This window comes from Streptacidiphilus fuscans, from assembly GCF_015690355.1.
GTDB classification, from domain to species: domain Bacteria; phylum Actinomycetota; class Actinomycetes; order Streptomycetales; family Streptomycetaceae; genus Streptacidiphilus; species Streptacidiphilus fuscans.
Genome location: NZ_JADPRT010000004.1, coordinates 478605 through 503877, shown reverse-complemented (window position 1 = coordinate 503877; position 25273 = coordinate 478605). Strand labels below are relative to the sequence as shown.

Sequence of the window (25273 nt, the reverse complement as noted above, 5' to 3'; positions counted from 1 at the left end):
CGCGGTGCATCCGCGCGACGCGCGCAAGTCCGCGTAGCCGCGACAGCGGCACGGACCTGACGACGAGGCCCGGGCTCCCCTTCGGGGGAGCCCGGGCCTCGTCGTGCTTTTCCCCTTTTCCGGTAACCGGTCCGGGGTCCTCCGGGGACCGGTCGGGTCAGCGGCGGATCTGGCCGTAGGGGCCGTCGTCGTCGCGGCGGCCGTAGTCGTAGGGACCGGACTTCGGCTCGTCGTCGTGGATCACCTCGCCCTGGACGACCTTGCCGTCCGGCTGGTGGATCCGCATCTGCTCCTGGACCTGCTCCTGGTACCGGACGGCGTCACCCAGCGGTCCGCGCCGCAGCAGCGCCCTCGGGACCCGCTGCAGCGCCTTGGCCACCGGCGGCACCAGGCAGAGCAGCCCGACCACGTCGGAGAGGAAGCCCGGCACCATCAGCAGGACGCCTCCGGCGATGGTCACCGCGGTCCTGGCCTCGCCGTCGGGCATCCGCCCGGTCGTGGTCGCGCGCAGGGCGCGCAACCCGGCCCGCTTGATCACCCACCCGCCCAGCACGAACCCGCCGGCCAGCAGCGCGAGCACGGCGAGCCACCCGATGACTCCGGCGAGCTCTACGACGATCCAGAGCTCCAGCAGCGCGTAGGCCGCGACGAGCAGAGGGAGGAACCGCTTGATGCGTGAGCCGCGCACGGTGGCCGGGACCTTTCGTCGAACGAGGGGTTCCTACCGGAAACGCACGAGGTGAATCCTGTGTTCCACGGAGCCCGCGCCCCCAGCGTGCTGCAACTACTTCGGCTGCCGCCGACGCTGCCACACGGCGAAGCCGCAGGCTGCAAGCCCCAGCAGGGCCAGTGCCCACTCCGGCGTCGCTCCGACGCGGTCCGCGAGGGTGAGACCGTCCCGCAGAGGGACGTTCGCTTCGAGCTCGGCCTGGGTGGCCAGCTGGGTGCGTTCGATCACTGAGCCGTTCGGGGCGATGACCGCGCTGATCCCGCTGGTCGCGGCGATCACGACCGACCGGCCGTGCTCGACCGCGCGCAGGCGCGACATCGCGAACTGCTGGTCCGGCTGGTCGGTGTGCTCGTAGGTCGCGTTGTTGGTCTGGATGACGATGACGCGTCCGCCCTTGGTGACCGCGTCGCGGACGATGCCGTCGTAGGCGACCTCGAAACAGATCACGTCGCCGATCTTGGCCGGGCCCACCTGGAGGACGCCCGTCTTGTCGCCCGGGGAGAAGTCGACGGCGACCCGCTTCAGCTCGGAGATGTACTGGCTCAGGAACGACCGGAACGGCACGTACTCGCCGAACGGCACCAGATGCTGCTTGGTGTAGTGCGCGCCGGGGCCCGTCTTCGGGTCCCAGACGATGCCCTCGTTCATCACGTGCGTCGCGTCCGGGCCGTCCACCAGGGCGCCGACCAGGATGGGGACTCCGGCCTGCTTCGCCGCGCCGTCGATCAGCTGGTAGGCCTCAGGCGTGACGTACGGGTCGACGTCGGAGGAGTTCTCCGGCCAGATCACCAGCTGCGGCTGCGGCAGCTTGCCCTCGCCGACCTTGGCCATCAGCGCCTCGGTGGCGGCGACGTGGTTGCCGAGCACCTGCATCGGACGGCCGAGGAAGTCCATGCCCGCGTGCGGCACGTTGCCCTGGATGAGCGCGATCTCGGCCGAGGCCGGGCCACCGGCGGTGTCGCCGCCGGTCGGCAGCGGGACCGCGTACCCGACGACGCCGAGCGCGACCGCGCCCGCCGCGCAGGCCACGCCCGCGCGGCGTCCGCGGGCCCGCAGCGCGAGGATCGCGGCGGCCAGCAGCGCGCCGCTCAGCGCGACGGCGAAGGTGACCAGCGGGGCACCGCCGAGCGCGGCCAGCGGGGTGAAGGGTGACGAGGTGTTGGCGAAGGCGAGCCGGCCCCACGGGAGCCCGCCCAGCGGAACCCGGTCGCGGGCCCACTCCTGGGTGACCCACAGGCACGCCGTCCACAGCGGCCATGCGGGCAGCCGGGAGACGGCCGCCTGGCCCATCGCCATCAGCATCACGAACGCGGCCTCGGCGAGCGCCAGCAGCACCCACGCGTCGTAGCCGATGACGTCGATCCAGATCAGCAGCCAGAACATGAAGACGCCGCCGAAGACGATGCCCGTCCACGCGGCCTGCTTGAGCGTGCGCCGGTAGGTCAGCAGCGCCAGTCCGGTGACGGCGACGATCGACAGCGGCCAGATCCCGAAGGAGGGGAAGGAGAGGGCGAGCAGCGCACCGCAGAGCGCGGCGAGCCCCGTGCGCGGCAACCCGGCGCGGACGCGCGCGAGGCGCGACGGACGCGCGGTGGGCTGGGCCTCCGCGCGGTCGTCGGTTTCCAGAGTCAAGGGCACGCTCGCCGCCTATCCGCAGCCGATCGGGTGATCACGATGATCCATGGCAGTGGGAAGACGGTACATCCTCACGGTAAGCGCAGGTGAGGACGGGAGCGCACAGGTTCGGAAAGAGGCGCGGAAAGGGGCCCGGAACGGGGCTGGAAACGGCGCGGAAACGGGCTCGGCCCGGACGCTCTTCGGGCCGACTCGGGATCCGCTGGCTGCGGGTCGACCAGAAGCCGTTGTCTACTGAGCGTCCGGGCCGAGCCCGGGTCGCACCCGTCGGCGTTGGGCCCGCGGACCCGGTGCCGCCCACGCTCCCCGGTCCGGCAACACTGGACCTGGCTGCCTGCCAGCGGCGATCCCGGGTTTGGCGTGGGTGGTGAGGTGGGGTGGACGACGACGAACCTACTCGCCCGCCGGGGCGGCCTGTCAACCGCCGCTCTACCTGCGCGGACGGCGCGTCGTCGCAGGTCAGCCACGTGTGCTGGGGCTGTGAGCGGCGTGTGGGCAACCCTTCGTTCGGCGGTATCCGGGCGTGTCGGGCCACTCGCGAGGATGATGGGCTCCGCCGGACGGGTGCCCGGCGGAGCCCGTCGCGCCGGTCAGGCGGCGGGCGCGGCTCAGGCGGTTCAGGCGGGAGCCGCTCAGGCAGCGAGGTGGACGGCGCGGCCGCCGACCAGCGTGGCCAGGCAGCGCGGCAGCTCGCGGCCGGGCGTGAGGTCGGGCAGGCCGGGGACGCCGCTGCGCGGGTCGGTGGACCAGTTGGCGACCCGCTGGTCCGGCGCCTGGACGACCAGCTCGCCCGGCTCCCAGACCGCCAGCGACGCGGGCGCACCGGGGACCAGCACGCCGGCGTCGTCGCGTCCGAGGGCGCGCCAGCCGCCGCGGGTGTGCGCGGTGAACGCGGCTCGCACGGAGATCCGGTGCTCGGGCGTGCGGTGGAAGGCGGCGGCGCGGACGGTCCCCCACGGGTCCAGCGGGGTGACCGGGGCGTCGGAGCCGAAGGCGAGCGGGACTCCGGCGCGCAGCATCGCCGCGAAGGGGTTCATCGTCCGCGCGCGCGCAGAGCCGAGCCGCTCGACGTACATGCCGTCCTGGCCGCCCCAGGCCGCGTCGAAGGCGGGCTGGACGGAGGCGGTCAGGCCGAGCTCCGCGAAGGCGGCGATGTGGGCGGGGGTCAGCAGCTCGGCGTGCTCGACCCGGTGGCGCATCGACCGGACCCGGTCCAGGCCGAGCTTCTCGGCCACCGCGCGGACGCCGTCGACCAGCGCGGTCAGCGCGGCGTCCCCGATGGCGTGGAAGCCCGCCTGGAGGCCCGCCTCGGTGCAGGCGGCGACGTGGTCGGCGATCTGCGCGGCGGAGAGGTAGGACGCGCCGGTGTGGGCGGAGTCGGTGTAGTGGTCGTGCAGACAGGCGGTGTGCGAGCCGAGCGCGCCGTCGACGAACAGGTCCCCGCCCGCGCCGACCGCGCCGAGCCGCCGGGCCGTCTCGACCGCGCCGAGCTCGCCCCAGTAGCCGAAGACCTCCGGACCGGGCGTCCCGGCAGCCAGTGCGAGCAGCGCGGAGAGGTCCGCCTCGGAGGAGATGTCCGGGCCCGCGCACTCGTGCAGGGAGCCGATGCCGAGCGTGACCGCGTGCGCGAGGGTCGCCCGTTGGGCCGCGTCCCGCTGAGCGGGCGTCAGATGCGCGAGCGCGGCGCGGCGGACCGCGTGGTGCGCGTCGCGGCTCAGCGGCGCGTCGGGGGCGTGTCCGGGCAGCGCGGCCAACTCCGGCCCGACGAGCGCACGGAGCGCGGTCGAGGCGAGGGCGGAGTGGACGTCGGTGCGGGAGAGGTAGATCGCGGCCCCGCCGGCGGCCTCGTCCAGCTCTGCGCGGGACGGCGCGCGGTGCTCGGGCCACTTGGTCTCGTCCCAGCCGTGGCCGAGCAGGACGCCGTCGCGGGTGTCGCGCGTGGCGACGAAGGCGCGGATGCGGTCCAGGGCTTCGGCCAGGCTCGGGCAGTCGGTGAGGTCCAGCCCGGTCAGCGCGAGGCCGGTGGAGGTCGCGTGCACGTGCGCGTCGACGAACGCCGGGGTGACGAGCGCGCCCTGGAGGTCGACGACCAGCTCGGCGTCCCGGGCGTAGCTCTCGGCCGCGCCCTCCTCGCCGACCCAGGCCACGGTCCCCTCCTGCAACAGGACGGCGGTGGCGAAGGGGTCGGCCGGGCTGTAGACGTCCCCGCCGCGCAGCAGGACGCTGCGCGGGGCTGTCTCGGCAAGGGCGGTGAGGGGTGCGGCGGCGCTCATGCGGTCAAGGTTATGCAAGCGAGAAGGCTGCACTCACCTCAGGGCGCGGGGCACTCATCTGAACCGGGGTGGCCTCGCCTCGTAGGGCGTGCTCAGCACGACCGTCGTGCGGGTCGAGACGCCTGCCGCGGAGCGGATGCGGGCGAGCAGGTCCTCCAGGTCACCCGGTGCGGTGACGCGGACCTTGAGGATGTAGTTCTCGTCGCCCGCCACGCTGTGGCACGCCTCGATCTCCTCGATGCCGGCCAGCCGCTCCGGGGTGTCGTCGGGCGCGCTCGGGTCGAACGGCTTCACCGAGATGAACGCGGTGAGCGGCAGGTTGACGGCGTCGGGGTCGACGATCGCGGCGTATCCGCGGATCACTCCTCGTTGTTCGAGACGTCGCACCCGTTGGTGCACCGCCGAGGTGGACAGGCCCGTGGCCTTGCCCAGGTCTGTGTAGCTCATCCGCCCGTCGGCGACCAGCAGCTGCACAATTTGTCGGTCGAGTTCCTCCACCCGCACAACTTATCCGACGCGAGATGTGAGCAAGGCCACAGTCGCACGACAACCACGCTGCCACGCCCAGGATTATCGGATGCCGCGCGCGGGAAGTGCTCGCTATGGTCGCGACCACCGAGGTCCGCGTGCCTGCTCCAGGGGGAGTTCAGATGACTGTTGCCGAACAGCTTCCTGCTGTCGTCGAGCCTGTCGGGCTCGGCGAGCGCCTCGACTCCGAAAGAACGCCCGGCATGGACCCGGGCGAGGCGGAGACCTGGGAGATCACCCGGTTCCTCTGCCCCGACTGCCACCGCCCGATCGCCGTGCTGGACAACGAGGAGCGCTTCCCGCAGCACGCCGTCGTGAGCAACCCGTGGCACCCCTTCTCGGCCGCCCTCTGCCAGGGCTCGGGCCGCGGGCTGGAGGACGCCGCGGACTACGACGCCGACGAGGACCCGGAGTTCGACTCCGAGCCCTCGCTCGCCGAGTTCCTCACCCTGCCCGCGGAGCTCGACTGGCGTCGGCAGCCGTTCTCGCACGTGGGCGGGGCCGGGTCGACCCCGATACGGCGTCAGGGCCAGTAACGGTCCGTCAGGACCAGTAGCGGCCCTCGACCATGGCCGCGAGCGCGTCGCGGTGCAGGATCAGGCGGTCGGGCTCCTCCGGCAGTTGGGCTTCGCCGAAGTGGATCTGCCGGTGGCCGATCCTGAGCATCACCACCGCGTGGCGCAGCGCCGCGTAGAGCGTGTAGAACTCCAGGTCGGTCGGTGTGTGGCCGCTGGCCTCGGCGTACTGGGCCGTGACCCGGTCGCGGTCCAGGAAGCCGGGCAGTCCGGGCTGACCGAAGGCGACCGTCAGGTCCTGGAAGAACCGGTGCAGGAAGACGAACCAGCCCAGGTCCAGCTCCCGCGGGCCCAGGTCGGCCATCTCCCAGTCCAGCACCGCCGCCGGGGTGAAGCCCTGGTAGATCACGTTGCCGATGCGTGCGTCGCCCCAGCTCAGTACGGTCTCGCCCTCCTCGCTCGGCCAGAGCTGCTCCAGCCGGGCGAAGGCGCGCTCGATCAGCGGCGAGGCGGGGTTTCCGTCCACCACCCAGGCGTAGTAGGCGCGTTGGGCGTCGACGTGCCTGCGTAGGGTACTCCTGCCGTCGCCCTGATCCGGCTGCAGGAAGGCTGCTTCGGCCACCGGGACCGTGTGCAGCTCGGCGAGGAGGGCGACGCTCGCGTGCTCCAACTCGGCGCGTTCGGCGTCGGTCGCCTCGTGCAGCCAGTTGCCGCTGTAGGTGTAGGGCATGACATCGGGCGGGACTCGCCCGTCCACACGTTCCATCAGAATGGCTGCGGTGCCCAGTGGTTCGGGATCGGTCTCCAGTCGCAGCAGGCGTGGCACCGGGGCCTTGGTGTGCGCGGCGACCAGTTCCATGCAGCGGTACTGCCGCTCCATGTCATACCCGGGGAATACGGTGAAACCGGCGGGGTCGGCGGGGTCCGGGGCGCGTCGCAGCACGCAGGGCTGCACGCTGCCGTCGGCGTGCCGCAGATCGAAGAGGACGGTGTCGCTGGACATGCCGTTGGACTGAGGGACGGTCAGATCGGTGACGGAGGCTCCGGGCAGCCAGCCGTCGATCCAGGCTGCGAGCCGGACGCGGAGCTGCTCGGGGTCGCGGGTGCTGGTGCGCGGACGCGGTGCGCTGGGGGTGGCCATGGCGCGGCTGCTCCTCTCGTGAACGGACGGATCAGGGTGCGACGGAGGAGAAGTCGGCAAAGCCTCCCCCGGCCTTCGGCTAGGGGGTACCCCCACGATCGTGGCGGCCGAAGCTGCCGTGTTCGAAGATGCCGTGGCCGGTCTCCCCGTCGAGGGTGAACCGGGCCGCGTGGTCGGTGACGCCGTACGCGGCGAGGCCGAGGTCGTTCGGGTCGGTGAGGTCGTAGCTGCGGCGGTCCACCCAGCCGCGTCCCTGCCAGGTGCCGTGCTGCCAGTCGGCGGCGGGCGGGTAGCCGGCGCCGACGGCGAGCGGGGAACCGCCGAGGAGTTCGGCGCGGATCTCGACCGGCTTGCGCGCGGAGTCGGTGAGGTGCAGCACCGCGCCCTCCGGCACACGCGTGCCGGAGCGGTAGCGGATGTCGACGTGCGGCCAGCCGAGCTGCTCGTCGCGCCGCGTCCCGTCGTGCCTTGCCTCGCCGTGGCCGGTCGCGTCCCGCCCGGTCCCGTCGGCGTGGACGAGAAGTGCCTCGTTGAGGGTGCGGTAGCCGTCGGCGTCCTCCTGGAGGATCACCATGACGAAGCGGTCCCGGAAGCGGATCGGGCACCAGACCCAGTGGAACCCCTCGGGCCGCTGCTCCTCGGCCGCGCGGCCGGGCTGCTCGCCGGGGATCGGTCGGACGCCCCAGCTGCGGTCCCGGGTGCCGGTCCACTCCTCCGGCGTGACCCGGTACTCCACGCCCCCGGCGCGGATCACGCCGGTCGCGCCGCCCGCCTGCACGAAGCGCCGACCTTCGAGGGTGAGCCGGTCACCGGTGCGGCCGACGTGGTGCGGTTCCCACACCGCGGGGAACTCGGACTGCCAGGTGAGGTCGACGGCAAGGCCGTCGGGTGTGCCGTCCCCCTCGCAGACGAGGCGCAGCGTCTGCAGCGGCTCCACCACCTCGATCCGGATCGGCCCGACCTGGAGCTTCATCCGGTCCTCGCCCAGCGCGTCCGAGGCGCGGACGGCATGCAGCGTGTCGCCGACCTTGAGCGTCGCGTAGGCGTCGATGACGCCGGTGTTGGGGTAGACCCCGAGCCCGGCGATGAGGAGGGCGCGGCCGCTGTGGTCGAACACGTGGAAGATGCAGCGGTCGTAGGCGTTGCGGTCGCCGGTGGCGACGTGCCGCATGGACAGCGGCACCTGGTGCACGGGGTACTCGTCCAGAGGGACGGGACGGAGGGTCACGCTGGCCTCCTCGACAGGAAAGGTATCTGACGGTACGTCAGGTAAACTCGGGAGGCCATACCCCGATCGGCCGGTTCGCGGCGACCCTCGACAGCCGGCGGCACGGTGACTACGCTCGCCGACGCAGATACTCAACTAATTGACTATCTTCGAAGTTCGACGAAGCAACAGAGCGACGAAGCGGAGCGTGGCCATGGAGCGCACGGTGCACCCATTCCGGGCAGCGGTCGAGGCCGGTGACCACGCGGCCCTGGAGGCGCTGCTGGCCGAGGACGTCGTCTTCACCAGCCCGGTCGTCTTCAAGCCCTACCCGGGCAAGGCCTTCACGGCGGCGATCCTGCGCGGAGCGGGCCGGGTCTTCCAGGACTTCCGCTACGTCCGCGAGATCGGCGGCGACGACGACCGCGACCGCGCCTTCGTCTTCAAGGCGACCGTCGACGGCCGCGAGGTGCACGGCTGCGACTTCCTGCACTTCGACGAGGACGGCCTGATCGACGAGTTCACGGTGATGGTGCGCCCGCTCTCCGGAGCGCAGGCGCTCGCGGCGGCGATGGGCGCGCAGTTCGAGCGGATCACCGCCGAGGCGCTGGGCTCGTCGGCGGAGTCGGTGACGTCCGGGGAGTCGGCGGAGTGAGCGCCGCGTCCGGCGGGACGGCACGCCGTTCCAGGACGGCGAGCGCCTGCTCGCACCAGCGCAGGTTCTCCCGCTCGAACATCAGGCCGCGCAGCAGCGTGATGTAGGGACCGACGGGTTCGGCGGCGGCCAGGAACTCCTCCTCGCCGCGACCGTCCAGCAGCCGTGCGCGCAGGCGTTCGTAGCGCGTGATCTTCGCCTCCGCCCAGGCCGCACGCTCACGGAGCGCGGCGCGCACCGCGTCCGCCTCGCCCGCGTCCACGGCGTGCACCTGGACCAGGAGTTCGTCCCGGATCGCGGACGGCCGAGGGGCCTCGGCCGTGAAGGCGTGGAGCGCGGCGCGGCCGGCGTCGGTGAGCGAGAAGAGCCGCTTGTTCGGCCGCCGCTCCTGCTCGACGACCCGCGCCTGGACCAGGCCGTCGGCCTCCATCCGGTCCAGCTCGCGGTAGAGCTGCTGCGGCGTGGCCATCCAGAAGTTCGCCACCGAGGCGTCGAAGGCCTTGGCCAGGTCGTAGCCCGAAGCCTCGCCGTCGAGCAGCGCGGACATGATCGCGTTGCGCAGTGCCATGCGCCGAGCGTAACCGGCGCAGGGTGGCTGGATACCCTCACAGCATCATGCTCACCTTGGACTCACTCGCGGCGCGGCTGGCGGCGCTGCCGCCCTCCTGCGGCCCGACCCGGCTGATCGCCGTCGACGGCTTCGCCGGTTCCGGGAAGACGACCTTCGCCGCCCGGCTCTCGGCCGCGCTCTCGCCACGTCCCGGGGACGCGCCGGTCGTGCATCTGGACGACCTGGCGACGCACGAGCAGTTCTTCGACTGGACCGACCGCCTGCGCGACGAGGTGCTGGAGCCGCTCGCCGCCGGGCGGCCGGTGCGGCACCGCGTCTACGACTGGACGCTGCGCCGCTTCGCCGCCACCCGTGAACTGGCCGCCGCCCCTCCGTTTCTCCTGCTGGAGGGGGTCGGCGGCGGACGCCGGGCGGTGCGGCCGTATCTGGTCGCGGTGGTCTGGATGGAACTCGACGCCGCCACCGCCCGCGCGCGTGGCGAGGACCGGGACGGACCGGATCAGGCCGACTTCTGGTCGCACTGGTTCGTGGAGCAGTCGACACACTTTCGGCACGATCCCACCAGACCTTTCGCCAATTTTCTGGTGGACGGGGCGACCGGGGATCCGATCGGCGACGCACCGTAATCATGACTGCGTGTGCCCGGTGTGTTGTCTGCGAGCCAATGAATTGCCACCCCGCAAAGGGAGTTGCACCAGGGACCTGCAGCAGGTGGGGCCTTGACCTGCGGGCCTGGCAGCAACTACGTTCTCATCAGCGCGACAGAGCGTGATCGCGCTCCAGAGACACGAGCTGCCGGCCGTTCCCCCGTGGCCGGCAGCTCGTCCTTTTTTCGGCGGATCCGCCCCTTTGGCCCGACATGCGTCGTGCGGCCTGCGTGACCGTCGGTTACCACCGGAACCCCGCGCGCCGCTTGTGTCCGCCGTTTGTCCGTGTTCCCACCAGCCGATACGGCCGCACGGCACTCTTCCGGATCAGCATCGGGCCGGTACGATGCCCCCATGAGCGCGGTGCCTCGGCCCCGCGCGCTCACGGACCGTCAAAGTGCGGCGTCTGCAGGCCTCCCGGGTCGGTCCAGTAGCTGGGGCCAGCCCAGCAGCTGGGCGGCGGGTCGCGGCACAGCAGGGGGCAGAGCGGTGGGGACAGAGGACAACGGCGACAGGCGTTCCCGTAGCCTGGCCGACCGCGCCTGGCTGCGGGCCATGGACGCCTATGCCGCCGGCGCGTACACCCGCGCCGAGGAGGAGTTCCGCGCCGCTGTCCGCCTTGACCCGGGCATGGCCGACGCGTGGCTGGGCCTGCACGCCCTGCGTTCGGACACCTCCGCCGCGCTGCTCGCCATGTACCGGAACCGGCACCGCTTCGGCGAGCAGCGGGGCAGGCACCGGCGCCCGCTCAGTTCCTGGTACTGGCTGGGCTGGTGGGTGCAGCCACTGCTGGAGGACGAGCGCGACCTGGCGCTCGCGCACGCCTCGCACTGGCTGGACGGCCGCCATCTGCCCGAGCTGGACCAGGCTTTGGCCGACTGCCCGCCGCCCGGGCTGGACCACGCGGTCCGGTTCCTGCACGCCTGCCGCTCCTACCTGACCAAGGACTGGGAGCAGTTGATCCGCGACACGGACGGCCTGCTGGACGATCCGCTGCTCGGGATCGAGGCGGGCCTCTTCGCCGGGATGGCCCGGGTGCGGCTGGACATGGCCGGTCAGGCCGAACTGCCGCTGGCCACCTCTCTGGCCCGCTGCCGTTCCGAGCAGCCGCAGCGCAAGGAGTTGCGCTACTGGCTCGCCCGCGCCTACGAGGGCGTCGGCCGCAGCGCGGCGGCGCTCTCGCTCTACCGTGCGGTGCACCGCGTCGACCCCGGCTTCATGGACACCGCCGCCCGCCTTGCCGCGATCACCGCGGAGGACGGCGTCGACCCGTCCTTGCTGGAGTCCCCGCCGGAGCCCGGTCTGCACCGCCCGCGCCACGTGAGCGGCGGCGCCGGTTTCGCGGGCTCACCGCCCGAGACGGCGTCGGCCTCGCCGTTCGACCCGCTGGACCCTTCGCTGGACTCCTCCCTCGAAGGGGCCTTCGACCCCGCCTACTACGACCCGCTGCCCGGCTTCCCTCTCGCAGACGAGGACGACGACGGTGCGGACGCGGACGCGGCCTCAGGCGCCGTGGACGGCGCGAACGGCGCCGCCGACTCCGCCGACTCCGCGTACTTCGACGCGGCGGGCACGGGTGCCGCGGACGCCGACGAGGACGACGAGCCCGAGGAGAGCGACGACGCCGAACCCCGGATGCCGGGGGCCACCGCGCTGGGCGCGCGCCACCGCGCCGACTCCGCGGCGGTGCCGCCGCTGCCCCCCGGCACGACCGTCCAGCCGGACCAGCAGCGCCTGGACGCCGCGCTCGCCGAGCTGGACCGGATGGTCGGCATGGCACCGGTCAAGCGCCAGGTGCTGGCGCTGTCCGCGCAGTTGCGGATGGCCCGCCTCCGCGCCGACCAAGGCCTCCCGGTGCAGCCGCCGAAGCGGCACTTCGTCTTCTCCGGCCCGTCGGGTACCGGCAAGACCACGGTGGCCCGGATCCTCGGCCGGGTCTTCTACGCCCTCGGCCTGCTCAGCGGCGACCACCTGGTCGAGGCCCAACGAGCCGACCTGGTCGGCGAGTTCCTCGGTCAGACGGCCGTCAAGGCGAACGAGCTGATCGACTCGGCGCTGGACGGCGTGCTCTTCATCGACGAGGCCTACAGCCTGGCCAACTCCGGCTACTCCAAGGGCGACGCGTACGGGGACGAGGCGCTCCAGGTCCTGCTGAAGCGCGCCGAGGACAACCGCGACCGGCTGGTGGTGATCCTCGCCGGCTACCCGGAGGGCATGAACCGCCTGCTGGCAGCGAATCCCGGGCTCAGCTCGCGGTTCACCACCCGCGTCGACTTCCCCAGCTACCGGCCGGACGAACTCTCCGCGATCGGCGAGACGCTGGCCGAGGGCGACGGGGACTTCTGGGACGAGGAGGCGCTGGAGGAACTCCGTTCCATCTGCGCCCACGTCGTCCGCGAGGGCTGGATCGACGACCTCGGCAACGGCCGCTTCATGCGGACGCTGTACGAGAAGTCCTGCGCGTACCGAGACTTGCGTCTCTCCGTCCTGGCTGATCCGCCGTCCCGGCAGGACCTGGCCGCGTTGCGGTTGCCGGATGTGCTCCAGGCCTACGGCGAGCTAATAGACGGACGCTGACTTTTCACTCCCGCAGGTACTTGCACCTTCCTCAGGGGCGCGGGGAACTGCGCGAGCAACCACCCTGTGCGAATGGCCCTGCTCGATCGGCGACTCACCACACAGGGTGGCTTGTCGCGCCCACGCGGCGGAGCCGCAAATCAGCAGAGCCCCGCGCCCCCGAGGCAGTGCAACTACTACGCCGCCTTCAACGCCTCCTTGAGCGGCACCCTGGCCCCGCTCCGCAGGACGGAGTTGCGGTAGATCCGTCCCGCGAAGCGCAGCATCACCGCGCCGCAGGCGAGGGTGAGGGCCAGGGAGACGAGGACCTGCCAGAGCGGGGCCACGCCGAGCGCCCAGCGCATGGGCATGATCTCCGGGGCCGTCAGCGGGACGAAGGAAAGAACCTCGGCGAGCTGGTTCTGCGGGTTGCTCGGCAGGACCGAGATGGCGACGACCCAGCCGACGACCAGCGGCATGATGATCGGCGCCATCACACCGCCGAGGTCCTCCTGGCGGGAGACCATCGCGCCGGCCGAGGCGAAGATCATGGCGAAGAGCCAGAAGCCCGCCAGGAACCAGGCCAGCGTCCAGGCGAAGCTGCCGACCGACGCGCTGAGCGGGAGGTTCAACTGGCCGTCGGCCATGCCGATGGCCAGGCCGATCACGCTCGGCACGACCAGCTGCAGCGCGCCGATCACCGCGATGCCCGCGACCTTGCCCGCCAGCAGCTGCCACGGCTTGATCGTGGCGAGCAGCAGTTCGACGACGCGGCTGCTCTTCTCCTCGACCACGCCCTGGGCCACCATCTGACCGACCGTCATCAGGATCAGGTACATCAGCAGCCCGGCCGCGATCGCGATGGTGATCTTCTGGCCCTGCTGCGGGTCGTTCTTCTCCAGCGCCGTGACCTGGACCTGCTGCGACGCCAGCGTGGGTTGCTGGCCGACCAGGGAGAGGACGGTCTTGAGCGAGTCCGGCAGGGTCTTCTTGACGGTCACCGCCGTTCCGCTGCCGGAAGTGTGGACCGCGAAGGCGTCGACCTTGCCGCTCTGGACCAGGGCCGTGCCCGCCGCCGCGTCCGGGACGACCGTGACCGAGACGTTCTGGTGGAGCGCGTTCGCGATCTGCTCCAGGGAGTTGCCGTAGGCGGCCTCCTGCTGGGTGACCGCGACCTTGGCCGTGCTCGGCGACGAGTGGGCGAACTTGGTGATGATCGGCAGGGCGACGAACGCGAGGGCGGAGATCGCCATCACGATCAGGAACGCCTTGGAGCGGAGCCGGACCCGCAGTTCGCGACCGGCGACCAGCCGGATCGCCTCCCCGCTGCCGACCTCCAGGCGGTTGTGCTGCTCGCTGCTCACTGAACCCTCTCCCCCGTCGTGCCGACAGCAGTGCCGGCGGCAGTGTTGTCCGTGCTGACCACGTGCCGGAAGAGCTCCGTCAGCGTGGAGCGGCGGCGGGCGAACTCGCGGACCGGGCCGGTGGCCAGCGCTGCGGCCAGAACCGCCTGGTCGTCGGCGCCGTCGGCGAGGGCGAGGACCGTGCGTCCGGCGTCATGGCCGCGAACGCTGACGCCGGGCAGGCCGTCCGCCCATCCGTTTGGTGCCTCCGGCGCGTGGACCAGCAGTTCCTCGCCGCCGGAGGCGCGCAGCGCCTCGACGGTGTCGCAAGCGACCATGGTGCCCGCGCGGACGATGCCGACGCGGTCGCAGAGCCGCTCGACCAGGTCGAGCTGGTGGCTGGAGAAGATGACCGGGATGCCCTCGGCGACCTTCTCGCGGAGCACCTCGCTCATCACGTCCACGGCCACCGGGTCCAGGCCGGAGAAGGGCTCGTCGAGGACGAGTATCTCCGGGTGGTGGACCAGCGCGGCGGCCAACTGGACGCGCTGCTGGTTGCCGAGGCTCAGCTTCTGCACCTCGTCACCGAAGCGGGCCTCGACGCCCAGGCGCTCGGACCAGGTCCGGGCGGCGCTGACCGCGTCGGCGCGGGTGAGGCCGTGCAGGCGGGCCAGGTACTCCAGCTGCTCGCCGACCTTCATCCGCGGGTAGAGGCCGCGCTCCTCCGGCATGTAGCCGATGCGGCTGCGGGTCTCCAGCGTCACCGGCGCGCCGTCCCAGCGGACCTCGCCGGAGTCGGCGGCCAGCACGCCCAGGATGATCCGCATGGTGGTGGTCTTGCCGGCGCCGTTGCTTCCGACGAAGCCGAAGATCTCTCCGGCCCGGACGTCGAAAGCCATACCGTCCAGCGCGACGGTGTCGCCGTAACGCTTGGAGACACGATCGACTTCAAGCCTTCGATCGCTCACGTTGCTCATCACTCCCCCGTGAGGCTGTCAATCGGTCAGTCGTTCATTCGACTGACCGGGTGTCACCCTAGCGGGTGGCACGGTGATCAGGATCGTGGACCTCACCGACCAGTTCCTCAAGTACGTCTTCCAGCGCGACCAGGCCCAGAGTGCGTCCCTCGGCGTCCACGACGCCCGCCAGATGCGCGGCGGAGTGGCGCATCTGGCCGAGCGCGTCGTCCAGCGGAAGGTCCCCGCACAGGGTGAGGATCGGCCGCCACAGGCGCTGCGGCACCGTCGCGTCCCGCTCCTCGAGATCCAGCACGTCCTTGACGTGCAGGTAGCCGAGGAACCCCGGGGACGGCTCGTCACCGACCGAGTCACCTACCGGGTCGCCGATCGAGTCGCCGACGACGGGGAAGCGGGAGTAGCCGGTGCGGACGGCCAGTTCCTCCAGGCCCTCGGCGGTCACCGTGCGGTCGACCGTGACCAGACGGTCCATCGGCATGACGACCTCGCGCACCGGCCGCAGCCCCAGCTCCAGCGCGTCCTCCAGCCGCTCCTGCGCGTGTCCGGCCAACAGGCCCGCCGCGTAGGAGTCGTTGATCAGATGCCCGAGCTGCTCGCTGGTGTAGGCGGCGTCGATCTCGTCCTTGGACTCCACGCGGATCAGCCGCAGCAGCAGCTCGGCGCAGGCGTTGAGGAACCCGATGAAGGGCCGCAGTGTGCGGGCGATCGCCGCCAGCGGCGGGCCGAGGACGAGCGCGGCGCGCTCGGGGGTGGCCAGCGCGATGTTCTTCGGGACCATCTCGCCGATCACCATGTGCAGTGCGACGACGACGGCCAGCGCCAGCACGTAGGAGATCGGGTGCACCAGCTGCTCGGGCACGCCGAGCGCGTGGAACGGGCCTGCCAGCAGTCCGGCCAGGGCCGGTTCGGCCAGCGCGCCGAGGAGCAACGAGCAGACGGTGATCCCGAGTTGGGCGGCGGCCATCATCGCGGTGACGTCTTCGAGTGCGCGCACGACTATGGCCGCGCGCCGGTCTCCGGCCTCCGCCAGCGGCTCGACCTGGCTGCGGCGCACCGAGACCAGCGCGAACTCCGCGCCGACGAAGAAGGCGTTGCCGAGCACGAGCAGGATGGCGAGCGCGAGTTCGAGAACGTTCATCGCTCACCCGCCGGGCTCGCCGGACTCGCCGGGCTCGTCGGACTGGCCGGACCCTGCGCGGCACGATCGGAGCGGTGCCCATGGTTCCGGTCGCGGTGGTTTCGGTGATCGCGCTGTTCCGGGTCCACCAGGCGTTCCAGGCGGACCAGTTCGGTGCGGTGCCGCTGCACCTCCAGCGCGGTGAGCCGCCAGCCGGGCAGCTCCGCGCTGTCGCCCTCCGCGGGCAGGCGGCCGAGCAGGTCGGTGAGCAGACCGGCGACCGTCTCGTACGGGCCGTCCGGCGCCCGCAGGCCGACGGACTCCAGTACGTCGACGCGGCAGCGGCCCTCCGCCTCCCACGCCGACCGGCCCTCGACGGCCGCGACCGGCCGCAGTTCGGGCAGGTCGGCGGGGTCGTGCTCGTCCTGGACCTCGCCGACCATCTCCTCGACGATGTCCTCCAGCGTCGCCACCCCGGCCGTCCCGCCGTACTCGTCGACCACCACGGCCAGTTGCTGACGGCTGCGCAGCAGGTCAAGCAACCGGTCGGCGGGCAGCGTCTCCGGCACCAGCAGCGGCGGCGAGGCGAGCGCGCCGACCCGCACCGCGGCGCGGTTCCCTGCCCGCACGGCGAGCGCGTCCTTCAGCGTCACCACGCCGACCACGTCGTCGATCGACTGACGGTAGACGGGGAAGCGGGAGAGCCCGGTCGCCCGGGTCAGGTTGAGCACGTCGGCGGCGGTGGCGTGGTCCTCCAGCGCGGCGACGTCGATGCGCGGGGTCATCACGCTCTCCGCCGTCAGCTCGGCCAGGCCGAGCGTGCGGACGAACAGGTCGGCGGTGTCGCTCTCCAGCGCGCCCTCGCTCGCCGAGTGGCGGGCCAGCGCGACCAGTTCCTCGGCGCTGCGCGCGGAGGCGAGCTCCTCGGCGGGCTCCAGGCCGAACCCGCGGACGATCCGGTTGGCGATCCCGTTGAGCAGCAGGATCAGCGGGCGGCAGAGCGTGGAGAAGATCCGCTGCGGCGCGGCGACCGCGCGGGCCACCTGGAGCGGACGCGAGATCGCCCAGTTCTTCGGGACCAGCTCGCCGATCACCATCTGCAGCACGGTCGCCATCACCAACCCGACCACCGCCGCCACCCCGGTCGCGACCGACCCGGGCAGACCCAGGGACGTCAACGGCGGCGAGAGCAGCCGGGCCAGTGCGGGGTTGGCCAGCACGCCGACGAGCAGCGAGGTGACGGTGATGCCGAGCTGTGCGCCGGAGAGCTCGAAGGAGAGGGTGCGCAGTGCCCGCGCGACCCCGGCGGCCCGCCGGTCCCCCGCCGCCGCGGCCCGGTCCACCTCCCCCCGGTCGACGGTGACGAAGGCGAACTCGGCGGCCACGAAGACGCCGTTGGCCAGGATCAGCAGGACGGCGATGCCGAACAGCAGCCAGGCCGCGGCGATACTGTGAGGGTCCATGGACGGGGCAACTTCTCCAGGTCATCCAAAGTTTTGGCAAAGACGCCTACCGTACCAGGATGCCTGAAAACTCCGGATGAACGACGCAGGTCAGCGATGTGCCGTTCCGGTCGGCGGCATGCTTCCCGGCCCGGTCAGCGCTGTGCCGTCCCGTAGGCGTCGACGCACGCCTGCAACTCGTTGGCCATCCGGGCCGCCTGACGCCGTCCCGCGCCCGGCTGGATCGCGACGACCGCGAGCGTGTCCCCGTCGGCGAGGTCGAGCAGCACCCACGGGTCGCCCTGCCGCAGGTTGACCGAGACGATCTGCGGCCACTCCAGGCGGCGCGTGCGGACGAAGTTGACCACCGTCAGCCCGGTCCGGTCGGCCTTGGCCTTGGGACGGGCCAGCACCACCAGGACGATCGCGAAGACCACGCCGGAGCTGCCGATGCCGATCCGGTCGTGGCGCTGCCAGTCGGGCGCGGAGAGGATCGCGATGGTCGCGAAGAACGCCACGGAGAGCACCGCCAGCCCGAGCAGCACGACGCGGGTCAGCACCGGCCGCCAGGTGTGCGGCAACGTCGGCGGCCCGGTCACCCGGCTCGGGCGGGCGGTCATGTCAGCGCCTCCACAGTGTCTCCCTCGTGGTTCACCAGTGATCCTCCCCCGGTGACCGCCAAGGATGCACGGGTGGGTTGGCCTCTCAGAGACGGCAGGCGTGGATGTTGGTCACCAGGATGGCGCGCGCCCCGATGCCCCACAGGTCGTCCATGATCCGCTGGGCCTCCTTGCGCAGCACCATCGACCGGACCGCCACCCAGCCCTCGCTGTGCAGGGGGGAGACGGTCGGCGACTCCAGGCCGGGAGTCAGCGCGACCGCCTCGGCGACGCGCTCCGCACGGATGTCGTAGTCCATCATCACGTACCGACGGGCCACCAGGACGCCCTGCAGACGCCGCATGAACTGGTCGACGGCGGGGTCCTCGGTCGCGCCGACGGAACGGATCACCACCGCGTCGGAGACCAGGATCGGCTCGCCGAAGACCTCCATACCGGCGTTGCGCAGGCTCGTGCCGGTCTCCACCACGTCGGCGATCACGTCGGCGACGCCGAGCTGCACGGCGGTCTCGACGGCGCCGTCCAGCTTGGTCACGGTGGCGGAGACGCCCGCGTCGGCCAGGTGCTTCTCGACCAGGCCGGTGTAGGAGGTGGCGATCCGGCGGCCCTCCAGGTCCTTGACGCTGGTGGCGACCCCGGGCGGGCCGGCGAAGCGGAAGGTCGAGCCGGCGAAGCCGAGCGAGAGGATCTCCTCCGCGTTGGCCCCGGAGTCCAGCAGCAGGTCGCGGCCGGTGAAGCCGACGTCGAGACGGCCGGAGCCGACGTAGATCGCGATGTCGCGCGGGCGCAGGTAGAAGAACTCGACGTTGTTCTCCGGGTCGACCAGGACCAGCTCCTTGCTGTCCTTGCGCTGGCGGTACCCGGCCTCATGGAGCATGCCGGCCGCCGGTTCGGCGAGGGAGCCCTTGTTGGGGACGGCGATGCGGAGCATGGGTCTTGGCCTTTCGTCCGGTGCTGCGTGGGTGAACTGCGTGAACTGGGTGAACTCGGTGAACTGAGCGGTGGGAAGAGCTGGTTGGTGCAGGTGACGAGACGTCCGCGGAATCAGGCCCCGGACACGAAGAAGCGGGGCACCGAAACGGCTCGGTGCCCCGCTGCGTCATGACACGCGGGGTCTACAGATGGGCGTAGACGTCTTCCAGGCTGAGGCCGCGCGCGACCATCATCACCTGCAGGTGGTACAGCAGCTGGGAGATCTCCTCGGCGGTCCGCTCGTCGGACTCGTGCTCGGCGGCCATCCACACCTCGGCCGCCTCCTCGACGACCTTCTTGCCGATGGCGTGGACGCCCAGGCCGACCAGCTCGGCGGTGCGCGAACCGGTCGCGCCGGAGGTGGCCTTCTGCTGCAGCTCGGTGAAGAGCTCTTCGAATGTCTTCTGCGCCATGATGGGCTCCACCCTACGTGCTTCCCCGGGAACAGGTCGTGTCGTCCCACCGTACGGACGGCGTCATGGACAACAAGCCTGTCGACACCTGGAGAGGGTCAGCCGGCCAGGCCGCGGAGCAGCACGGCCGTGCTGAGCGCCGCGGTGGTCGCCTCGTGGCCCTTGTCCTCCTTGGAGTCGGGCAGTCCCGCCCGGTCCAGCGCCTGCTGCTCGTTGTCGCAGGTGAGCAGGCCGAAACCGACCGGGATCCCGGAGTCCACGGAGACCTGGGTCAGGCCCATGGTCGCGGCCTCGCACACAAAGTCGAAGTGGGGTGTTCCGCCTCGGATGACGACGCCGAGCGCGACGATCGCGTCGTACTCACAGGCCGCGAGCACCTTGGCGGCCACCGGCAGCTCGAAGCTGCCGGGCACGCGCAGCAGCGTGCGGTCGGTGACGCCGTACTCGTCCAGCGCCCGCTCGGCGCCCGCGATCAGACCGTCCATGACCACGGTGTGCCACTGCGCCGCGACAACCGCGACCTTCAGGTCCTTCGCGCCCTGCACGTCGAGCTTGGGGGCTCCCTCGCCGCTCACTTGCCTCGTCCTCTCGGTGGTGATTCTCGGTGTTCTGGGTGGTGTTTCTCGGTGGTCGTTCTTCGGCCGTGCGTGTGGCTGTCAGGCGCTGTGGGCCGGAACGGGCTCGTCCAGCCACGGCAGGTCGTGGCCCATCCGGTCGCGCTTGGTCAGCAGGTAGCGCAGGTTGTGCTCGCCGACGCCGACGCGCACGGCCTCACGGTCCGTCACCTGGACGCCGTGACCGCTGAGCGCCTCGTGCTTGTCGGGGTTGTTGCTCAGCAGCCGCACCGAGCGGACGCCGAGGTCCGCAAGGATCATCGCGGCGGCGCGGTAGTCGCGGGCGTCGGCAGGCAGGCCCAACTCCAGGTTGGCGTCGACCGTGTCGCGGCCGTCCTCCTGCAGCTCGTAGGCGCGCAGCTTGTGCAGCAGGCCGATGCCGCGGCCCTCGTGACCCCGCAGGTACAGGACGACGCCGCGGCCCTCCTGCGCTATCCGGTCGAGCGAGGCGCCCAGCTGCGGCCCGCAGTCGCAGCGCAGCGAGCCGAAGACGTCGCCGGTCAGGCACTCGGAGTGGACCCGGACCAGCACATCCTCGCCGTCCGGCAGCCGTCCGTCCGGGCCGAGACCGCCCGCGACCAGGGCGATGTGCTCGACGCCGTCCGGCTCGCTGCGGTAGCCGAGCGCGGTGAACGAGCCGTGCTCGGTGGGCAGCGAGGTGGTCGCCGCCCGGGTGACGCGCGCCTCGGTGCGACGGCGGTAGGCGATCAGGTCCTCGATGGAGACGATGGCCATGCCGTGGCGGCGCGCGAACGGGACCAGCTCCGGCAGCCGCGCCATGGTGCCGTCGTCGTTGGCGATCTCGCAGATCGCGGCGGCCGGACGCAGCCCGGCCAGGCGGCACAGGTCCGGCCCTGCCTCGGTGTGCCCGTCGCGCTCCAGCACGCCGCCCGCGCGGGAGCGCAGCGGAAAGACGTGGCCGGGGCGGACGAAGTCGCCGGGGACGGTGGTCGGGTCGGCGAGCATACGGATCGTCAGCGCCCGGTCGGCGGCGGAGATCCCGGTGGTGGTGCCCTCGCGGGCGTCGACCGAGACGGTGAAGGCGGTGCGCATCGACTCGGTGTTCTGCTGGACCATCTGGTCCAGCTCCAGCCGGTCCAGGTCCTCGCCGACCATCGGCACGCAGAGCAGGCCGCGGCACTCGCGCATGGCGAAGGCGACCAGCTCGGGCGTGGCGAGCTCGGCGGCGAAGACCAAGTCGCCCTCGTTCTCGCGGTTCTCGTCGTCGACGACCACGATGCCGCGCCCGGCGGCGAGTTCGGCGACGGCGTACTCGATGCTGTCGAGGGTGAGGTCCTCGTAGACCTCGCCGTGCTGCTGGGCCAGGTCCGGAAGGGCAAGCTCCTGCTGAGCGAGATCCTGAACGGCGGTCATGCGACGGCTCCTTCCGCGTTCGCTGCGCGGTCCTGCTGCGCGGGGAGAGTGGGTTGCTGCGGGATGCGGGTGCGCAGCCACCAGGACCGCATGCCCAGCACCACCAGGACGAAGTAGACGACGTAGATCAGGCCGGAGAAGGCGAGTCCGCTGGTGAACGCGAGCGGCACGCCGACCAGGTCGACGGCCAGCCAGGCGAACCAGAACTCGACCCAGCCACGGCCCTGCGCGATCATCGCGGCGAGCGTGCCGACGAAGAGGTACGCGTCCTCCCAGGGCGACCAGGAGAGGTTGTAGGCCTGGAAGAGCAGCGCGACGGCGACCGTGCCGACGGCGGTGCCGAGCACCAGCCAGGCCCGCTCGGCCCAGGTGGCGAAGCGGACGGAGATGCCGCCCTCGCGCTGCCGCCCTCGGCTCCACCGGAGCCAGCCCCAGACCGCGACGACGATGACGACGATCTGCTTGCCGACGCCGCCGCTCAGGTGGGCGGACGCGTAGGCGGAGACCAGCACCAGGCCGGAGAGCAGCTGAACCGGCCAGCTGACGACCGACCGGCGCCAGCCGAGCGCCAGCGCGGCCAGGCCGAGCAGGTTGCCGATCATGTCGGACCACTTGATGTGCTCGCCGAACACCGTGAACGCGGTGCCGTTGAGCTCCGTGAGGAAGCTGCTCATGATGCGTCAGACCCCCGGCCGGGTACGCCCGGTGGCGTCCGCCAGAGCCTGGACGTCACGCGCGTCGGCGCCAGTTCCGGCGCTGCCGCCGTTCAGGTCGAAGGCGCGGTCGGTGAGCATCCGCTCGACGTACTTGGCGATCACGTCGACCTCCAGGTTGACCGGCTGGCCGATCTCCTTGGCGCCCAGCGTGGTGTGGGCGAGCGTGGCCGGGATCAGGCTGACCGTGAACGAGTCACGGGCCGCCTCCACCACCGTCAGGCTGATGCCGTCGACGGTGATCGAGCCCTTCTCGACCAGGTAGCGGGAGAGGTCAGCCGGGAGGCTGAAGCGCAGCACCTCCCACTGCGGGGTGCCGTCCGCGCCGGCCTCGCCAGGGGTGCGGGAGAGCAGTTCGGCGGTGCCGTCGACATGACCCTGCACCAGATGTCCGCCGAGGCGGGCGCCGAGGGCCATCGCCCGCTCCAGGTTGACCCGGGAGCCGACGGCGAGGGCGGCCAGGCTGGACCGCTCCAGCGTCTCGCGCATCACGTCGGCGCTGAACTCGCCGGGCTGGGCCGCCAGTTCGGCGTCGGTGTCGAGGACGGTGAGACAGACGCCGTTCACCGCGATGGACTGGCCCTCGTGGGCGTCAGCGGTGGTGAGGGGGCCGCGCAGGCGGATCCGGGCGGAGTCGCCCAGGTCCTCGATCGAGAGGACCTCGCCAAGCTCTTCGATGATTCCCGTGAACATTCAGCTCTCCGTGACCTCGCGCCTACTGCGCGGTCTCCGGGGCTGTAGCGGGAGCTGACAACGGACGACTAACCACGGGTCACGGGACGACGCGGAGCGCGGCCGGGTAGCCCGAAACGGGACACACCGGACGCCGAACGCATCCGGGGAGGATGCGCGCCTTGCGACGACGCCGCAGCCCGACGTCCGCCGCGCACTGCCTCCCATCCGGACTTTAACCGTCGGTCCAGGAATTTCACCTGGTCAACCGGCCGCTGGAGGCGGACGGGTCGCGGACTGTAACCGCCGGTTCGGAATTTCACCGACCCCGGAGTGCGCAAACGTCGTACTGCTGCAGTCAGTCTGCCACGAACCGGTGTCAAGGGCGCAAGACCCGTCCCCCGCATGCGCCTGTGGGATGGATCACCGCCGGTGTGGGGAATGAATCCACGCCGAGACGCTGAGCTGCCCGGCTGCTGTTCACGGGACCAGCTGCCAACCTGCCGTCGCGCTGCGCCGCGTCACTCCTCCGTGGGCTGCCCGGTGTTCGGCCGGACCAGGCCGCTCTCGTAGGCGAGGACCACCAACTGCGCGCGGTCGCGCGCGCCGAGCTTGAGCAGGGCGCGGCTGACGTGGGTCTTCGCCGTGAGCGGGCTGACTCCGAGTTGCTCACCGATCTCGTCGTTGGAGAGACCGGTGGCGACCAGAGCGACGATCTCGCGCTCGCGGTCGGTCAGCGCCGACAGGCTGGTCGGCGCGGGCACCGGTGCCGCGCGGTCGGGCTGGGAGAGGAACCGGGAGATCAGCTCCTTGGTCGCGGCGGGCGTCAGCAGTGCCTCGCCGCGCGCCACGACCCGGATCGCGTCCAGCAGCGCGTCCGGCTCCGCGCCCTTGCCCAGGAAGCCGCTGGCCCCGGCGCGCAGCGCCTGGAAGACGTAGTCGTCTATCTCGAAGGTCGTCAGCACCAGGACCCGGACGCCCGCCAGGTCCTCGTCCGCGATGATCCGGGCCGTGGCCTCCAGGCCGTCCAGCTCCGGCATCCGGATGTCCATCAGCACCACGTCGGCGCGGGCCGACTTGGCCAGCGCGACCGCCTCGTGCCCGGTGGCGGCCTCGCCGACGACCGTGAGGTCGGGCGCGGAGTCCACCAGCACCTTGAGACCCGCCCTGACCAGTACCTGGTCGTCGGCGAGCAGCACACGGATGGTCATGCGGTTCCCGTCATTCCGGCGACGGCAGGGGCCTCTGCCGCGGAGGTGGTGGGCACGGTCGCGGCAGAGCCCGCGCCCGGCTCGTAGGGCAGCTCCACCACGACGCGGAACCCCCCGTTCGGCCGCGGTCCGGCACGGAAGCTGCCGCCCACGGTGGCCGCGCGCTCGCGCATGCCGATGATCCCGTATCCGCCGGACGTCCGTTGCTCCGCGCGCCCGGCGCGTTCGCCGCGCTCGGCACGGTCGGCCCGCTCGGCCCGCTCACTGCGGTCCGCACGCTCGCTCGGCCCTCCGCCGGGCCCGTCGTCCTCGACCTCGATGTGCAGCGTGCGCGGCCCGTAGTCGAGCCGTACCGCGGCCGACGAGGACCCGGCGTGCTTGCGGACGTTGGTCAGCGACTCCTGGACCACCCGGAAGGCGGTCAGGTCGACGGTGGCCGGAAGCGGCTGCGGCACGCCTTCGACCTGCCGCTCGACCTGGAGGCCCGCCTTCTCGAACTTGGCCAGCAGCGCAGGAAGCTGGTCCAGTCCCGGCGCGGGTTCGCGGGGGCTGGCGCAGTTGTCGTCGCCGTCGCCGGTCTGCCGCAGCACGGCGACGGTCGCGCCGAGCTCGGTCAGCGCCGCGCGTCCGGCCTCGCGGACCTGGGCCAGCGCCTCGCGCGCCGTGTCGGGCTGGGTGGCGAGCACGGTCGAGGCGACCCCGGCCTGGATGTTGATCAGCGCTATGTGGTGGCCGACGATGTCGTGCAGCTCACGGGCGATCCGCAGCCGTTCCTCGGCGACGCGACGGCGGGCCTCCTCCTCGCGGGTGTGCTCCGCCCGGCGGGCCCGCTCCTCTATCGCCGCGACGAAGGCGCGACGGCTGCGCACAGCCTCGCCTATCGCGACGGTCATCGCGGTCCAGGCGAAGGCGTAGCCGTTGACGGCCTGGTCCCACTTCTCCGGGGAGAGCGCCATGCTCGCGATGCCGACGGAGAGGACGGCGACACCGCCGATGGCGAGCGCCAGCCGCCGCTCGACGACGGAGCAGACGGTGTAGATCGCGAGCCCCGCACCGGCCAGGATGGGTCCGCGCACCGGCCCGACGAACATGTAGCCGACGGTCGCGGCCACGACGAGCGCCAGCACCGTCACCGGGTAGCGGCGGCGCAGCGCCAGCGGGGCGTAGACCAGGAACCCGGCGACGACCAGCACCTCGGAGGGGTCGATCGAGGACCAGCTCTTGGTCGGACCGCCGTCGCGCCAGATCAGGGTGAGCCCGTAGAGCCCGAACGCCAGCAGCGTGTCCATCCAGTAGGGATGGGCACGCGCGAAGAGGCGGATGCGGCGGAGCAGGTCCATGGCTTCA

General features: G+C 71.8%; 24 protein-coding genes and 1 riboswitch. Of the genes, 4 read left to right on the top strand and 20 right to left on the bottom strand.

Annotated elements, in window-relative coordinates; all coding sequences use genetic code 11:
• Positions 1-157: 157 nt before the first annotated feature.
• From I2501_RS12950 to I2501_RS12935, 4 genes are all read right to left on the bottom strand, one after another.
• Positions 158-688, bottom strand: coding sequence for an FxsA family protein (locus I2501_RS12950; RefSeq protein WP_196194062.1), 531 nt, complete (start codon positions 686-688; stop codon positions 158-160).
• Positions 689-784: 96 nt separating this feature from the next.
• Positions 785-2368 carry an apolipoprotein N-acyltransferase gene (gene lnt, locus I2501_RS12945; protein ID WP_328806341.1) on the bottom strand — a complete coding sequence of 528 codons (1584 nt, stop codon included), beginning with the start codon at positions 2366-2368 and terminating at the stop codon, positions 785-787.
• Between the two features lie 629 nt (positions 2369-2997).
• Complete coding sequence (locus I2501_RS12940; RefSeq protein ID WP_196194061.1) at positions 2998-4638, bottom strand: amidohydrolase; 1641 nt, start codon at positions 4636-4638, stop codon at positions 2998-3000.
• Between the two features lie 54 nt (positions 4639-4692).
• The gene (locus I2501_RS12935; RefSeq protein ID WP_196194060.1) at positions 4693-5136 is read right to left on the bottom strand and encodes an Lrp/AsnC family transcriptional regulator; all 444 of its coding nucleotides are present in this window, start codon (positions 5134-5136) and stop codon (positions 4693-4695) included.
• A 152-nt stretch (positions 5137-5288) separates the two neighbouring features.
• Here I2501_RS12935 and I2501_RS12930 point away from each other — a divergent pair, with 152 nt between their 5' ends.
• The gene (locus I2501_RS12930; RefSeq protein ID WP_236046163.1) at positions 5289-5702 is read left to right on the top strand and encodes a hypothetical protein; all 414 of its coding nucleotides are present in this window, start codon (positions 5289-5291) and stop codon (positions 5700-5702) included.
• A 7-nt stretch (positions 5703-5709) separates the two neighbouring features.
• Here the strand turns inward: I2501_RS12930 and I2501_RS12925 are convergent, their stop codons facing one another.
• The gene (locus I2501_RS12925) at positions 5710-6822 is read right to left on the bottom strand and encodes a phosphotransferase family protein (RefSeq protein WP_196194059.1); all 1113 of its coding nucleotides are present in this window, start codon (positions 6820-6822) and stop codon (positions 5710-5712) included.
• Positions 6823-6901: 79 nt separating this feature from the next.
• Positions 6902-7993: a hypothetical protein gene (locus I2501_RS12920; protein WP_215909608.1), complete on the bottom strand. Its 1092-nt coding sequence runs from the start codon at positions 7991-7993 to the stop codon at positions 6902-6904.
• Between the two features lie 262 nt (positions 7994-8255).
• Between I2501_RS12920 and I2501_RS12915 the strand changes: the two genes are divergently transcribed.
• Positions 8256-8684 (top strand): nuclear transport factor 2 family protein, encoded by a 429-nt coding sequence (locus I2501_RS12915; protein WP_196194162.1) that lies wholly within the window; start codon positions 8256-8258, stop codon positions 8682-8684.
• Here the strand turns inward: I2501_RS12915 and I2501_RS12910 are convergent.
• Positions 8623-9252, bottom strand: coding sequence for a PadR family transcriptional regulator (locus I2501_RS12910; protein WP_196194057.1), 630 nt, complete (start codon positions 9250-9252; stop codon positions 8623-8625). The two genes, I2501_RS12915 and I2501_RS12910, sit on opposite strands and share 62 nt — an antisense overlap.
• A gap of 47 nt (positions 9253-9299) precedes the next feature.
• Here I2501_RS12910 and I2501_RS12905 point away from each other — a divergent pair, with 47 nt between their 5' ends.
• On the top strand, positions 9300-9881 hold the full coding sequence (locus tag I2501_RS12905; protein WP_196194056.1) for a uridine kinase family protein: 582 nt from the start codon (positions 9300-9302) through the stop codon (positions 9879-9881).
• 576 nt (positions 9882-10457) lie between these two features.
• Positions 10458-12479, top strand: coding sequence for an AAA family ATPase (locus tag I2501_RS12900; protein WP_196194161.1), 2022 nt, complete (start codon positions 10458-10460; stop codon positions 12477-12479).
• Positions 12480-12655: 176 nt separating this feature from the next.
• Here the strand turns inward: I2501_RS12900 and I2501_RS12895 are convergent, their stop codons facing one another.
• The 13 genes from I2501_RS12895 to I2501_RS12835 all read right to left on the bottom strand — a co-directional run bounded on the left by I2501_RS12895 (position 12656) and on the right by I2501_RS12835 (position 25266).
• Positions 12656-13822, bottom strand: coding sequence for an ABC transporter permease (locus tag I2501_RS12895; protein ID WP_196194055.1), 1167 nt, complete (start codon positions 13820-13822; stop codon positions 12656-12658).
• The gene (locus tag I2501_RS12890; RefSeq protein ID WP_196194054.1) at positions 13819-14778 is read right to left on the bottom strand and encodes an ABC transporter ATP-binding protein; all 960 of its coding nucleotides are present in this window, start codon (positions 14776-14778) and stop codon (positions 13819-13821) included. Before I2501_RS12890 ends, I2501_RS12895 begins: the two co-directional genes overlap by 4 nt.
• Positions 14779-14836: 58 nt before the next feature.
• A complete protein-coding gene (locus I2501_RS12885) occupies positions 14837-15916 on the bottom strand; it encodes a hemolysin family protein (RefSeq protein WP_196194053.1) in 1080 nt (359 codons plus the stop codon).
• Positions 15913-17343 carry a hemolysin family protein gene (locus I2501_RS12880; RefSeq protein ID WP_408022730.1) on the bottom strand — a complete coding sequence of 477 codons (1431 nt, stop codon included), beginning with the start codon at positions 17341-17343 and terminating at the stop codon, positions 15913-15915. Before I2501_RS12880 ends, I2501_RS12885 begins: the two co-directional genes overlap by 4 nt.
• Before the next feature lie 149 nt (positions 17344-17492).
• Positions 17493-17957: a PH domain-containing protein gene (locus tag I2501_RS12875; RefSeq protein ID WP_196194051.1), complete on the bottom strand. Its 465-nt coding sequence runs from the start codon at positions 17955-17957 to the stop codon at positions 17493-17495.
• Positions 17958-18042: 85 nt separating this feature from the next.
• The gene (gene hisG, locus I2501_RS12870; RefSeq protein ID WP_196194050.1) at positions 18043-18888 is read right to left on the bottom strand and encodes an ATP phosphoribosyltransferase; all 846 of its coding nucleotides are present in this window, start codon (positions 18886-18888) and stop codon (positions 18043-18045) included.
• Between the two features lie 184 nt (positions 18889-19072).
• Positions 19073-19342: a phosphoribosyl-ATP diphosphatase gene (locus I2501_RS12865; protein ID WP_196194049.1), complete on the bottom strand. Its 270-nt coding sequence runs from the start codon at positions 19340-19342 to the stop codon at positions 19073-19075.
• A 98-nt stretch (positions 19343-19440) separates the two neighbouring features.
• Positions 19441-19917 (bottom strand): 6,7-dimethyl-8-ribityllumazine synthase, encoded by a 477-nt coding sequence (gene ribH, locus I2501_RS12860; RefSeq protein WP_196194048.1) that lies wholly within the window; start codon positions 19915-19917, stop codon positions 19441-19443.
• A gap of 81 nt (positions 19918-19998) precedes the next feature.
• On the bottom strand, positions 19999-21330 hold the full coding sequence (locus tag I2501_RS12855) for a bifunctional 3,4-dihydroxy-2-butanone-4-phosphate synthase/GTP cyclohydrolase II (RefSeq protein ID WP_196194047.1): 1332 nt from the start codon (positions 21328-21330) through the stop codon (positions 19999-20001).
• Entirely contained in the window at positions 21327-22004 is a 678-nt protein-coding gene (locus I2501_RS12850; RefSeq protein ID WP_196194046.1) for a nicotinamide mononucleotide transporter family protein, read from the bottom strand. The genes I2501_RS12855 and I2501_RS12850 overlap by 4 nt, the downstream gene beginning before the upstream one ends.
• Before the next feature lie 6 nt (positions 22005-22010).
• Positions 22011-22736, bottom strand: a complete 726-nt coding sequence (locus I2501_RS12845) for a riboflavin synthase (RefSeq protein WP_196194045.1) — start codon at positions 22734-22736, stop codon at positions 22011-22013.
• 189 nt (positions 22737-22925) lie between these two features.
• Positions 22926-23056: riboswitch (FMN riboswitch) on the bottom strand.
• A 180-nt stretch (positions 23057-23236) separates the two neighbouring features.
• On the bottom strand, positions 23237-23926 hold the full coding sequence (locus tag I2501_RS12840) for a response regulator (RefSeq protein WP_196194044.1): 690 nt from the start codon (positions 23924-23926) through the stop codon (positions 23237-23239).
• The gene (locus I2501_RS12835; protein ID WP_236046162.1) at positions 23923-25266 is read right to left on the bottom strand and encodes a sensor histidine kinase; all 1344 of its coding nucleotides are present in this window, start codon (positions 25264-25266) and stop codon (positions 23923-23925) included. Before I2501_RS12835 ends, I2501_RS12840 begins: the two co-directional genes overlap by 4 nt.
• Between the last annotated feature and the right edge of the window lie 7 nt (positions 25267-25273).